The following is a 14,128-nucleotide window of genomic DNA, read 5'->3' as shown; positions in this document are numbered from 1 at the left end:
GATGGTAGAAATTGTTATTAATCCCGAATATAAATATCTGGAAGGTTTTGTAGAAAATCTTTCTGACTCTTTTGCTTATGAAGGTGAAACACTATATGCCGCTCGGAATATTATAAAGCTATTTGATGTAGATGGGTTTAAGGTAAACGTGAAGTTCTTTAAAAAGCCTATTTTTATCAATCAGATAGTATACAGGACATTTAGAAAGTCTAAAGCCCGACGATCATACGAATATGCTTTTAAGCTAAAGGAGAAAGGACTTCATACTCCCGACCCGATAGCCTATATAAAAGATACTAAATTTGGGTTGCTTAAAAACAGCTTCTATATATCAAAGCATGAGTCTTTTGATGGCACAATGCGTGAACTAAAAACATCGCTCCTCTCAGAAAAGGAAGAGCTGATAAAGCAGTTTGCAAGATATACAGCCGGCCTGCATGAACAGCAAATACTCCATTTAGACTACTCTTCAGGGAATGTCTTATATAAAAAGGAGGGAGACGATTATATCTTTTATCTGGTAGACCTTAATAGAATGGAGTTTGATAAACCTATCACTATGGATACGGCTTGTTTTAACTTCAGACGATTATGGGGTAGCGATGATATGATTTTCTTATTTATTAAAGAATATGCCCAAAGCAGAAACTTTGATGTAGAAGATTGTCTTAAACGGACGTTATACTACAGGAAGAGATTTTGGGATAATTTCACAAAAAAGCATCCGGGTTCTTCACCATACATAACTAATTACTAATCAGTTACAATAAAAAAAACAAAAAAAAACATTTATTAATATTTATCTAGCCCATTTTGGCAATAGGTTCCTTCACTATTAATAGTTTCTAAGAAGGTTTTGTGATTCTGATTGACTTTGTCTCTACTATTGATAGGATGATCAAGGTGATATCCTACTGCTCCCATCTTTAAGAATTGTCTTTTTATTCCGGCAAAAATAAGTCGTGCTCCTAACTCATTATCTTCATATCCCCAACCGATAATATCTTCGTTATATCCGTTTACCCTTAGCAAATCCTCTTTCCAAAAAGCGATATTACAACCCCGAACAAGGTAGGGATGATTTACTTTATATATAAATCGAAAATAGTTTTGCAAGAATCTTAACCTCAATCTATTGGGTTGAAAGAATGAAGACCATGAAAAAGGAATATCCACCTTGCCATTCCTTAATATCTCCAAGCTAGACTTTGGTGATAACTTCACTCGACTTCCTTGTGTGAAAAAACTCTTTTGAGCAAATAAATAATGATCTTCTATAAAGTGTTTTTCTAGAATAATATCTCCATCTATTTGAACGATATAATCACCCGCAGCTTTCACTATAGCTTTATTCCTTATTTCAGACACCCTGAAGCCATTATCTTCTTGCCATACATGAATAAGTTTGCAAGGGAAAGACTTCTGCATCTCTTCTATTAGTTCTCTTGTATCATCTCTTGAACCATCATCCGCTACGATTACTTCTATTGGTAAATATGTTTGATTGATGACACTAAGCAATATAATTTTAAGAGCTTTAGGCCAATTATATGTTGATATGATAAGTGTGATAGAAAAGTCATTATTATTCATGAATACTATTTACAAATTAATAGATATAAGATGTTAAGTCCTCTATATGTGTTATATTATATTTCTCGTAAGAAAACACCAACGACTTATTGGGGTTGATAAATAAATCCCTTTTAAGTCGATCTTGCAAATTCACCTCTACACCCACTGGATAGAAGAGTAGTAATCCCGAATAAAACTCTGTTTTTTCGACCTCACTCCTAAATGAGAAAGCATTAGTTATCTGCCCTTTATCATTTACCTCTATAATATAATTTTTCAGATATATATTCGGATATATAAAGGTATAATGCGAATAATAGCGTTTCATTTCAAAACTTTGAAGGTATAGGAATTTCGATTTTTTAATTAGGCTCCGGACGACCTAGACTTTCCTTACGGATATTATCTGTTGATCTGTTCGGTTGCCTTGTAGAAAGACCGTCTTTATGTCTTACAACAGCTACAGAATCTATATAGCTTATATTATGTATCAAGACATTTCCACTACTCGTATTATTTTTAAGGTGTATATACCCTGATATGCCGTTCAGTAAGCTATCAGGTAACGAAGGTTTACTTATTGAATAATGACTATTACTTTCGATAGGAATCCTTGTTTTAACTAAGGTGTCCTTATAATTGAAATAAATTGCAGCCTCAGCTTTTTGCTTAGCGCTCAATCCTTGTATATCAAACTTTAGGTGAAAATCGGATATATTCTTTATACTCTTCATCTTCAATGTATCTATATTGAAAGAAAGAGTTGGAGTATAACTATTCAGATAGTAAAATGTAGGTATGATCAAATTACTCTGAGCACCCCTGCTCAGCATTGCAGATCTAGAATTTAGAAGCGATTCATTTCTAAACTTGAGACGTGCAGCTACAGTATCATTTATTGCTGCATAATATTGTATATTATCCGAGTACCACAAAAGAGATGTATCTAGTTCGGCTTGAGTTATATTATGCTTTTTAAGCACTCCGGCCACTAGCGCATCTTTCATGTCATCAGACCTGAATTGAGGATCGTCATTGAAAATAGATTGGGCTAGCCTTATATCGTATAAGACATCTGTCATCTTATCGGGGGAGATTACATATCCCGGTCTTCTTCCGCAAGAGCTAAACAGAATAAGAATAGAAATAATGATATAAATAACAGATCGTTGCATAATTATGCTTTGCCGTTTTTTTCTAAAGATAGCGCAAGAGTCTTACGATAGAAAAGAAGAAGGATAAAAATACCAACAGTAATAGCTGAATCAGCGATATTGAATATGGCACTAAAGAAAACGAATGGTTGCCCGCCCCATACAGGAACCCATGAAGGGAAAGTGCTTTCGATCAATGGGAAGTACAACATGTCTACAACCTTACCATGCAGCCAGCTAGAATATCCGTCTCCCAAAGAAACAAAAGACGCCACATGCCCGGAGTAGCTAGCTGAAAATATTTCGCCGTAGAATACACTGTCTATGATATTACCAAATGCTCCGGCTAATATAAGCGATATACATATGATATATCCTGTCTTATATCTCCCGTTAATCAGCTTGTATAAATAATAGCCAATAAAACCGATAGCTACGATACGGAATATAGAAAGAAACATCTTTCCGATGAATTCCATCCCAAAAGCCATCCCATTGTTTTCAACAAAATGTATTTGGAACCAGCTTGTTATTTCAATACTCTCAAAAAGAGACATATGGGTCTTCACCCAAATTTTAGATGCTTGATCTATTACAAGAACGAGTACTATTACTAGGATTGCTATCAGTCCTTGATTCTTTTTCTCCATATATCAGCCGATTCCTGTAAAGAAAGTGAAGAAAAAACAGGCATAATTCACCCTTGCTTTTTCTTCCTTTCTTCTATGCTTTTTTTATTTAATTACTACTTATTTTACTCCGCTGTTCTTAGCCTCAATACTTAATGTAGCATGAGGAACAGCACGCAATCTTTCTTTCGGTATCAATTTACCTGTTTCGCGACAAACGCCGTATGTCTTATTTTCGATACGAATAAGAGCCGATTGAAGATTTTGGATAAACTTCATCTGGCGTTGAGCCAAACGGCCGGCTTCTTCTTTCGACAATGTAGATGCACCTTCTTCCAGGACTTTGAATGTCGGTGAAGTGTCAGTAACATCATTCCCATCGGCATTTGTTATAGCCGCTCTCAACTCTTCATATTCTCCTTTAGCCTTATTTAGCTTCTCAAGAATAATATCGCGGAATTCATTTAATTCCTCATCAGAATATCTTGTTTTTTCTGCCATAACCGTTAGTTTTATAATTCCTGTTTCTTATTTTACTTAAAGATAATACATTTTCAGACTTTTTCAACAGATATCTGTAAAATATAATCATCCATATCAATATTTTGCCCATCTACAGACTCCAACAGTTCTATTTTGTCAGCAAGTACCTGTGACGCTATGTAATTATTATATTCCGAGACAGTTTCCCTTATCTGCTCCAAGTCTGTCAATTTTATATTTATTCTGTCAGTTATTTCCAGTCCACTGGATTTACGTATATTTTGTATACGGTTTACCAGCTCGCGGGCTATACCTTCTTTTCTCAGATCGTCTGTTATTGTCACATCAAGTGCAACAGTCAGTTTTCCGGCATTAGCAACCAACCATCCCGGTATATCTTCAGATATGATTTCCACGTCAGCCAATTCTATGGTAGCTGCTTGTCCAGCAATATCGAATGTATATTTTTCTTCTTTTTCGAATGTAGCGATAGCTTCCTGACTCATCCCCTGAACTTCTGCGGCAAGCTGTTTCATGATCTTACCATAACGAGGCCCAAGTTTTTTGAAATCGGGTTTTACTTTCTTCACCAAGATACCGGCAGCATTATCTACATGCTTAAGTTCTTTGACGTTTACTTCATTCAATATCAGTTCGCGCACAGCATCCAAATCTTTTCCTTGCTGATCGTTCAACACCGGTATCATGATTTGTGTCAATGGCTGACGCACCTTGATATTGGTTTTACGGCGCAGAGCCAAAACAGCGGATGATATATCTTGTGCTATTTGCATACGTTCTTCCAAATTCTTATCTACTACTGATGCATCAGAAGTAGGGAAATCCGAAAGGTGTACCGACGCTACTTTTTCATGCTCTGTTACAACAATCAAATCACAGAAAAGTTTATCGGCATAGAATGGAGATATCGGAGCCATAAGTTTGGCTATTGTCTCTAAACATGTATATAAGGTCTGATATGCAGATAATTTATCTTTTGTCATTTCTCCTCCCCAGAAACGTTTTCTGTTGAGGCGCACATACCAGTTGCTGAGATTATCATTTACGAAATCAGAGATAGCACGTCCGGCCTTTGTTGGTTCGTATGTATTATAATACTCATCCACATCCTTGACTAGCGTATTGAGTAATGATATTACCCAACGATCGATCTCCGGTCTTTCCGAAACAGGTATCAAGTCTTCCTTAAAGGAGAAGTTATCCACGTTTGCATACAAAGCAAAGAATGAATAAGTATTATAAAGCGTTCCGAAAAACTTACGGCGCACCTCTTCTACTCCCTCTATATCGAACTTAAGGTTATCCCAAGGCGACGCATTTGTTATCATGTACCAGCGCAATGGGTCTGAACCATACTTATCTATTGTCTCAAAAGGATCGATAGCATTGCCTAAGCGTTTCGACATCTTTTGTCCGTTCTTATCTAATACAAGTCCGTTGGAAACAACATTTTTAAACGATATGCTGTCCTTGAACATTGTAGATATAGCATGTAGAGTAAAGAACCATCCACGGGTCTGATCTACACCCTCAGCTATAAAATCAGCCGGGTATACTTTTGAGAATTCATCTTCGCTGATATTCGGATAAAATACCTGAGCGAAAGGCATTGCCCCCGAATCGAACCAAACATCGATCAAATCTTTTTCGCGTGTCATTGGTTGCCCCGAATCGGATACAAGTATTATATCATCAACATACGGACGGTGAAGATCTATTTTCTCATAGTTTGCCTTATCCAGATTTCCGATTTCGAAACCTGTCCAAGGTATTTCTTTCATCACACCGGCATCTACAGCTTTTTGCATTTCGGCATAAAGCTCTTTCATCGAACCGATGCATTTTTCTTCTTTTCCATCCTCTGTTCTCCATATAGGAAGAGGCGTTCCCCAATAGCGGCTACGGCTGAGATTCCAGTCCTGCAGGTTTTCGAGCCATTTTCCAAAACGGCCTGTACCTGTCGATTCCGGTTTCCAGTTTATTGTCTTATTGAGTTCTATCAATCGTTCGCGACAAGCAGTGGTACGTATAAACCAGCTATCGAGCGGATAATATAATACCGGTTTGTCTGTACGCCAACAGTGCGGATAGTTGTGCACATGACGTTCTATCTTGAATGCGCGATTTTGTTGTTTCAACATCACGCAGAGATCTATATCTAAAGTTGTTGCATCAGCAGGAAGCGTATCGTCGTATTCGTTTTTCACATAACGACCGGCATATTCCTTATATAGCTCAACATTTACATTGTCACTAACAAAACTAGGATCTAAATCCTCTAAGTTGAAATACTTTCCGGTGAGATCTACCATCGGACGTTGATTCTCGTCTTTGTCCAACAGAAGTAATGCAGGTACATTATTTGCTTTTGCTACACGGGCATCATCTGCACCAAATGTAGGTGCTATATGTACAATACCTGTACCATCTTCTGTAGTTACGAAGTCGCCTGCAAGAACTTTAAATGCACCTTCTCCGGGATTAACCCATGGGATAAGTTGTTCGTATTCCATTCCGGCCAAGTCTTTACCCTTCCATTCTCCTACAATCTTATAAGGTATAAGCTTATCTCCTACCTTATAATCTTCAAGAGCTATGTCTTTGGCTTTCTCATTGAACATACTGAACACAAGAGACTGTGCCATTACAGTAGTTATCTTATTTCCTGTATACGGATTGTAAGATTGTACCGCTACATAGGTTATCTCGGGTCCTACAGCTAGTGCCGTATTGGACGGAAGAGTCCAAGGGGTTGTAGTCCAAGCTAAAAAGAAAGCCTCTCCAAACTGAGACATTTCAGCCTTCGGAGATTTTATCTTAAACTGTGCAACACAGGTTGTATCTTTCACATCACGATATGCACCCGGCATATTCAGTTCGTGTGTACTAAGTCCTGTTCCGGCAGCGGGCGAATATGGTTGTATTGTATAACCTTTATAAAGGTAGCCTTTGTTATATAGTTCTTTTAGTAAGAACCAAAGTGTTTCTATATAACGATTATCGTATGTGATATAAGGGTCGTTCATATCTACCCAATATCCCATTATGCGGGTAAGGTTCTCCCATTCCCCGGTATATTTCATTACCTCTTTGCGACAGGCATCGTTATACTCTTCTACTGTTATTTTCTTGCCGATATCTTCTTTGGTTATACCCAGTTTCTTTTCTACAGCAAGCTCTACAGGCAAGCCATGAGTATCCCATCCTGCCTTACGGTTTACAAGAAAACCTTTCATAGTCTTGTAACGGCAGAAAATATCCTTAACCGATCTAGCCATAACATGGTGAATACCAGGCATACCATTAGCCGACGGAGGTCCTTCATAGAAAACAAATGATGGTGCTCCGGTGCGTATTTCCAAGCTCTTTTGGAATATGCCTTCTTTATCCCATTTTTCTAATATCTCTTTGTTGACATCAGATAAGTTAAATCGATTATATTCTGAAAATTGTTTACTCATAATGTAAAATAACCTGCTTAAAAAATTGAGGACAAATATAATGAAAAAATCTATACGGTATAGTGTACGATTTTACGTTAGTTAATATAATAAGGTAAAAAAAGATAATTCACAATAATCACGACTGATTGCAAATAAATACAAAACTCATGCCAAAGAATAAAAACAAAAAAAGTAACAAAAGTAACAGATTCGTATCTGTTTTTTGATGTCACTTTTTTATTTCGGATGTAAACGCCCTATACTATATAATAGATAAATTTACGAGGCATCGATAAACTGTTTCTTTACCCAATCCTTTCCCTCCGCCAAACGGGTTACCATCATTGCACAAACCACATTACCCGTAGAGTTGAGCAGTGTAGCAGGAACATCAATTATAGTACTTATAATCATCAATGTAGCAGCAAACTGAGGTGAAAACCCAAAGATAGAACAAATCAACAATTCGCCCGTCATACCTCCGCTTGGGATAGCTCCTACAACCGCAGCAGATAGTACGGCAACACCTATAATCATAAACATATTCGAAGAAGATGTTATCTCTTGCCCGAAAATCGTAAATAGAAATATGATCTTAAGAACACCGCCTATAATAGAACCGTCCTTGTGCATATTTGTACCTAACGGAATCACTGTTTCGGCAATACGCGAAGGAATCCCCATTCGTTTAGAAGCTTCTATATTGACCGGAATACATGCCGCACTGGAAGATGTGGCAATCGCCGTAAGTGATGGAGTCAATATATTCTGCCAAAATGAAACAAAGCCTTTTTTACCTCCCGCCCAAAACACATATATAGAGTTGAGCCCGAAAAAGCTAATTCCTGTAAGGATGAGGAAAAGAATGAAAACATGCATATACCCATTCAGTATCTGTCCGCCCAGATTCCCAACCGTATCGGCAAAGTAACAGCCTAGTCCGATAGGAGCCGCTTTCATTATTATATCCATCATTTTCATAATTACATGAGTGGAAGCATTTAAAAAGTCTGCCACTATTTTTCCTTTCGTACCCGAAAAAGAGGTAGCCAAGCCAAAAAAGATGGAGAATATAATAAGAGGTAAAAGATTAGCTTTTGTAAATAGCTGCTGAAAGTCAGAAACAGTAAAGACATTCACAAATATTTCGGCTGAAGTCAATTGTTTTACAGTTTGTTGGGGCAGCCCTAATAAGATTTCCGACTGATTAACTCCTCCTAGAGGATTATACAAGAGCGTAAAAAGATAGGATACGGCGGCGGCCACAACTCCGGTAAAGAGAAATACAAAAACAATGCTTCCTATCACTTTACCGACCATATTAGAGTCGCGCATGTTGTAAATAGATGATGCTACACTAAAGAAAACAAGCGGCACGATAAGCACAAACATCAAATTGAGAAAAATATCCCCCACAGGCTTTACAACACTAGCCCCTTCTCCAAAAATAATACCGCAAATACCACCAATCAGAATGCCGAGAAGCAAAAAGATCGTAAATGCGTAGTTCTTCAAAACATTCATTAATCAAACTCTTATATAAGTCGACAAAAATACACTTTCATTTCGAAATATCTGTATTAAAAGAACATAGATTTTATAAGCGAAGAGTCTAAATAAAAAAGATTAAGATTTTTCATCATACCCCTTGCTAATACAAGAAAAATGCATATATTTGCACCGCAATTGCAAAACGGTGGTTGTAGCTCAGTTGGTTAGAGCGTCGGATTGTGGTTCCGAAGGTCGCGGGTTCGAGCCCCGTCTTCCACCCTGAAAAAGAAACTGTTTATTTAACAGTTTCTTTTTTTTATTATATCATATATCCAAACTTGGAATACTTCCTCTTTAAGTGATGATTCACTCTCATTCAGCACAATAACAAAACCCCTTTCAAAAAAAAGATCGAAGACTTGTTCAACAACAATCAATATTCTTTTCTTAAAATTGAATATTGTATTTATAAAAAATAAACATTACATTTGCAAACAAACTTTGACACGAACTCATTTAACATAACAAACTTTATAAAACAAAATTTAAACCGTTCGACATAAGAAAATTTTACAAAATTAATACCCAGAGAAAATCAAACTATAGTCTTTAACACTAATAGATAATAAAATATTACTCTTTTATCTATTTTGTAATTTGTTTGCACAAAGCATTTTGGGCACACCATACACACAAACATATTATTATAGTGAAATGTCAGGAATTTCAGATTTAAATACACAAACAATTAACTTTTACATTTATGACAACAAACAATTTACTTAATTACTTTTTAATTCACCTTAGCGGATTAAAGGAAAAGACAAAAACAAGGAAAACAAAAAGTTTCGCTTACCTATGCATGACCTTTGCTTGCTTTATGATTACAAGTAATGCTACGGCACAAGTCACAATAGGTTCGAACGTCTCACCGGAGGGAGGTTCTATTTTAGACCTAAAGGAGTTTGCGGCCAAAAGTCAAAACCAGACATCAGACAAAGGTGTAGTTCTGCCTCGTGTTCTACTTACAAACAAAAATGAGTTATACCCTATGTATTGGAATACATCTACAAGCTCTGAACAAATTGAATACACAAACAACAAAGCAGAGTTAAAGAAGAAACATGTAGGAATGACAGTATTTAATTTAACAAATACCGGCGACTTTGTTATTGGAGTACATATCTGGACAGGGACAGAATGGAGAAAAATAGACGACAGTCCGGTTATACAACCTCAAATCACATCCTTAATATGCAGTAGTTCTCAAATGACACCTAATACCTATACGGCAAATGTTCCTTTTGAAGGAATACTAAAAGTACCTTATTTAGGAGGAAATGGAGGATCATACTCAGGAACTGCCGCAACATCAATAGATAATGGACTATCGATAGAACGAATTGGAGGTAAACTCGCCTACGGAGGAGGAGAAGTTATGTACCGAATATTTGGGACACCGATAGCATCATCTCCAACAGCAGCAACCATACCTTCTATCGACTTTTTAGGTCAGACTTGTAGTAATATAAAAATCGGTGACGGCATGATAGGCATAAACCTAAAAAACTTAACCAGCGATATTACTATCAGCACAACCTATAATAGTGTAAATGGAGACCATGCTCAGGCCAACCAACTTCCATTCGGCGATATCACAATAAATGAATCGGGAAGCTACGCATTCTCACTACGACTTTACGGCCGAATTGGAACAACCACTCAGAATCGTTTACCATTCTATATATATCTTCAAAAAAACGACAAATCTACCCTTATAGATGCCGCTGAAATCGACGTAGTAGTTTTAGGGCTACCAACTAACCAACAAGATTATAGTTATAGCGTAACACTAGGAGGAACATTTGATGCAGGAGATAAGGTTATTATCAGTATGCTTAGACCCGATTTATCGAACTGGACATTAAGACAGGGATTAAGTTCAACCAGTGCTATACGCACCAGCCTTATTTACTGGAAGCTTTAAACATAAAACATTATTAAACAGCAAAATATCGAATAAAACATATCGATTAACACATTAAGGTTAAAATAAAACTACTTAAATAAAAAAACGCAGAAAGTTTGTAATACATTAAGTCTATAATTGGAGTTGTCTCTTTCGATGACAACTCCTTTTTTTATTGATGCAATAAGATTCAACCCTTCCATAAAAAAAAGAGTCATCGGAAAACCCCGACGACTCTTTTTATAATATTTTCTCCGGCTTTATTTCTTTATACCGTTTCTTTCCAGCAATGCATTTACAGTAGGTTCTTGCCCTCTGAATTTAACATACAAAGTCATTGGTTCTTCGGTATTCCCTTTCTCTAAAATGTTTTCACGGAACGAACGAGCTGTATCTTTGTTGAAAATACCCGTTTGTTTGAACAATGCAAAAGCATCTGCATCCAATACCTCCGCCCATTTATAACCATAATATCCGGCAGCATATCCTCCGGCAAATATATGGCTGAATGATGTAGACATATTAGTGCCTTCTACTACTGGCAACAAAGCCGTTTTGTCCATTGCCTTACGCTCAAATGAGATCACATCACCTGTATATGGTTGCTCTAATGTATGCCATGCCATATCAAGGTATCCGAATGATAATTGACGATAGCAGAGATATCCTGCATTATAATTGGCGGCATCTACAAGTTTCTTTACAAGATCAGCAGGTATTTTTTCTCCTGTTTTGTAATGAACAGCAAACTTATCAAGATATTCTTTTTCTGTTAACCAGTTTTCCATTATCTGAGAAGGCAGCTCTACAAAATCATGTAAAACATTTGTACCTGAGAGTGTTTCGTAAGTACATTTGGTTAGCATACCATGCAAGGCATGTCCAAACTCATGAAGGAATGTTTCTACCTCATCGAAAGTAAGCAAAGCAGGTTCAGTCTCTGTTGGACGTGTAAAGTTCATCACAATCGTAACAAACGGACGAGAGTCTTTTCCTTTTTCTACATACTGTCCCTTAAACTCAGACATCCATGCTCCTTGACGTTTTCCTTCACGTGGATGAAAGTCTATATACAGAACAGCCAAAAAATTACCATTCTCGTCTAACACATCAAAAGCTTCTACTTCGGGATGATAAACCTGTATTTTAGTATTCTTTTTAAATGTGATTCCATATAGATCTGTAGCCAGGCCAAAAACACCTTTCTTTACATTTTCCAATTCAAAGTAAGGACGTACCAATTCATCGCTTACACTATATTTAGCATCTTTAAGTTTTTCTGAATAGAAAGACCAGTCCCAAGGTTGCAGGTCTATTGCTTTTCCTTCCATCCCTACTGCAAAGCCTTCTACCATCTTCACATCTTCACGAGCCGCCTGCGCATAAGCACTGAACAAGTCGTCCAACAAACCGTAAACATGCTCCTTATCTTTTGCCATCTTGTTACGTAATGTATAAGTAGCATAATCCGGATAGCCCAAAAGATTCGCTATTTGCATTCTGGTTTTAGCTATTTCTTTTACATTCTCCTGATTGTCGAACTCTCCACCTGCCACACATTTTGTATTATATGCCATATACAGTTTCTGACGGAGGTCACGGCGAGTAGAATATTTCATAAATGCGATATAGCTAGGCGCAGAAAGGTCAAACATATACCCTTCTTTTCCTTTAGCCTTTGCTTTGGCTGCCGCAGCATCTTTCACCATCTGAGGCAATCCGGCTAAATCAGCCTCATCTGTCAGAAGCATCTCAAATTTATTGCTTTCTTTCAAAGCATTCTGTCCAAAATCTAAAGTCAATTGGCTCAACTTTGTAGAAAGTTCTTTGTATATATCTCTATCTTTTCCTACGAGTGTTGCCCCGCTATTTTCAAAGCCACGGTATGTCTTTTCTACCAAACGGATTTGCTCGGGTGTAAGGTTCGATTCCAGACGTTTATCATAAACAGCCTTCACTTTTTGAAACAAACCTTCATTCAATGTTATTGAATTGGAATGCTCCGAAAGTTTTGGTTGAATACGCTGTGCTATTTCCATCATCTCATCATTGCTCTCGGAGCTGAGTAGATTAAAGAACACTGATGTTACTCTACTCAACAGCTTTCCGGACTCTTCCAAAGGAACGATTGTATTCTCGAAGGTAGGAACGGCCCTGATCATTACTATCTTGTTTATTTCAGCCTGATGCTCTGCTATTCCTTTTTCTATAGCAGGTTCGTAATGCTCGTTCTTGATTTTATTGAACGGCGGGGTATCGTAAGGCGTTTTATACGCCGAGAAAAACGGGTTTTGAGCTTGAATTGTAGTCATAGCTATTGTTAATAATAAAACGAAAAAACACTTTTTTTTCATATAATTCAAATATTTGAGGTTATCAATTATCTCTTTATTTAACTTCCATTATCAATTTTACCGATGCATAAATGATTTGCTTGATTTAGGACTCTATTTATCGTTATAGTTTTAAATTAAAGAATTCAATGGAAACATACAAAGGTACAAAAAGTAACACAAAAATCTTACCTTTGCACATTAAATAAGAAGCCTGAATGGCAAACACGAACAAGAAAGATAGAGTATTTGATTTTTCATTTTTAGATTATTATTTAATGGCATACGCAAAGAGGCGTGATATAAGAATTTGGATTTGATAGCAAATATCCTTAATTTATTATACGTATACTCGGTAAAACGAAAGTTAAACAACCTCTAAATCGTCTTGAAATATACTTTTTTTAATATTTACACGTTATAAATTAGTAAAATTTACGAACCGATTATGATAGATTATATAAAAGGGGATATCGCTGAACTGACCCCTACTTCCGCTACACTCGAAACACATGGTATAGGTTATTTTATTAACATAAGCTTAAATACATATACCAGTATATCAAGACAAAAGAGTGCCAAATTATACATATATGAGGCAATAAGAGAAGACGCCTACCAGCTATATGGTTTCTCCGAAAAACAAGAACGTGAGCTATTCATCTTATTGATAAGTGTCTCGGGCATAGGAGCAAGCACGGGTCGGATGATTCTATCGTCGATGACTGTGCAGGAATTAACAAACGTAATTGCCTCCGGCAATTCGGATATACTAAAAACCGTTAAGGGTATAGGCACTAAGACCGCCCAACGTGTAATTGTTGACCTGAAAGATAAAATCAAGGTCAGTGGAATTGAGTCTGCAGAGATGTTTGCAAAAACAAGTCAGGCCGGAGAAGAAGCCATCGCAGCACTGGTAATGTTAGGCTTTCCTCAGCAGGCTTCGCAAAAAGCAGTGTCTAAAATATTGAAAGATAAACCGGACAGTACTGTTGAGCAAATAATAAAGACGGCACTAAAAATGCTCTGA

11 protein-coding genes and 1 tRNA gene are annotated in these 14,128 nt (G+C 36.9%); 4 read left to right on the top strand and 8 right to left on the bottom strand.

Annotated features, from left to right (window positions below):
- Position 1 precedes the first annotated feature (1 nt).
- The gene (locus tag BGO84_RS07405) at positions 2-757 is read left to right on the top strand and encodes a lipopolysaccharide kinase InaA family protein (RefSeq protein ID WP_291028651.1); all 756 of its coding nucleotides are present in this window, start codon (positions 2-4) and stop codon (positions 755-757) included.
- Between the two features lie 35 nt (positions 758-792).
- On the opposite strand, the gene BGO84_RS07400 is transcribed toward BGO84_RS07405, so the two are convergent.
- From BGO84_RS07400 to BGO84_RS07370, 7 genes are all read right to left on the bottom strand, one after another.
- Entirely contained in the window at positions 793-1,593 is an 801-nt protein-coding gene (locus BGO84_RS07400) for a glycosyltransferase family 2 protein (RefSeq protein ID WP_291028650.1), read from the bottom strand.
- Between the two features lie 16 nt (positions 1,594-1,609).
- A complete protein-coding gene (locus tag BGO84_RS07395; protein ID WP_283686142.1) occupies positions 1,610-1,903 on the bottom strand; it encodes a hypothetical protein in 294 nt (97 codons plus the stop codon).
- Between the two features lie 34 nt (positions 1,904-1,937).
- A complete protein-coding gene (locus tag BGO84_RS07390; RefSeq protein ID WP_291028649.1) occupies positions 1,938-2,750 on the bottom strand; it encodes a DUF4296 domain-containing protein in 813 nt (270 codons plus the stop codon).
- Positions 2,751-2,752: 2 nt separating this feature from the next.
- Positions 2,753-3,379 carry a lipoprotein signal peptidase gene (locus tag BGO84_RS07385; RefSeq protein ID WP_291028648.1) on the bottom strand — a complete coding sequence of 209 codons (627 nt, stop codon included), beginning with the start codon at positions 3,377-3,379 and terminating at the stop codon, positions 2,753-2,755.
- A gap of 99 nt (positions 3,380-3,478) precedes the next feature.
- Complete coding sequence (locus tag BGO84_RS07380) at positions 3,479-3,859, bottom strand: TraR/DksA C4-type zinc finger protein (protein ID WP_006842933.1); 381 nt, start codon at positions 3,857-3,859, stop codon at positions 3,479-3,481.
- Positions 3,860-3,912: 53 nt separating this feature from the next.
- The gene (gene ileS / locus BGO84_RS07375) at positions 3,913-7,323 is read right to left on the bottom strand and encodes an isoleucine--tRNA ligase (protein ID WP_291028647.1); all 3,411 of its coding nucleotides are present in this window, start codon (positions 7,321-7,323) and stop codon (positions 3,913-3,915) included.
- Between the two features lie 261 nt (positions 7,324-7,584).
- Positions 7,585-8,829: a dicarboxylate/amino acid:cation symporter gene (locus tag BGO84_RS07370; RefSeq protein ID WP_291028646.1), complete on the bottom strand. Its 1,245-nt coding sequence runs from the start codon at positions 8,827-8,829 to the stop codon at positions 7,585-7,587.
- Positions 8,830-9,000: 171 nt separating this feature from the next.
- On the opposite strand from BGO84_RS07370, the gene BGO84_RS07365 reads away from it, so the two are divergent.
- Together BGO84_RS07365 and BGO84_RS07360 are read left to right on the top strand one after the other, a co-directional pair.
- Positions 9,001-9,076: transfer RNA gene (locus BGO84_RS07365), tRNA-His, on the top strand.
- A gap of 483 nt (positions 9,077-9,559) precedes the next feature.
- Positions 9,560-10,783 carry a hypothetical protein gene (locus tag BGO84_RS07360; protein ID WP_291028645.1) on the top strand — a complete coding sequence of 408 codons (1,224 nt, stop codon included), beginning with the start codon at positions 9,560-9,562 and terminating at the stop codon, positions 10,781-10,783.
- 242 nt (positions 10,784-11,025) lie between these two features.
- Here BGO84_RS07360 and BGO84_RS07355 read toward each other — a convergent pair whose 3' ends face one another.
- Complete coding sequence (locus BGO84_RS07355) at positions 11,026-13,119, bottom strand: M3 family metallopeptidase (protein ID WP_291028644.1); 2,094 nt, start codon at positions 13,117-13,119, stop codon at positions 11,026-11,028.
- A 427-nt stretch (positions 13,120-13,546) separates the two neighbouring features.
- Here BGO84_RS07355 and ruvA point away from each other — a divergent pair, with 427 nt between their 5' ends.
- The gene (gene ruvA / locus BGO84_RS07350; RefSeq protein ID WP_291028643.1) at positions 13,547-14,128 is read left to right on the top strand and encodes a Holliday junction branch migration protein RuvA; all 582 of its coding nucleotides are present in this window, start codon (positions 13,547-13,549) and stop codon (positions 14,126-14,128) included.

It is taken from the genome of Dysgonomonas sp. 37-18, assembly GCF_001899125.1.
GTDB lineage: Bacteria > Bacteroidota > Bacteroidia > Bacteroidales > Dysgonomonadaceae > Dysgonomonas.
Note: the sequence above shows the minus strand (reverse complement) of the source record. Positions and strands in the feature narration are given on the sequence as shown.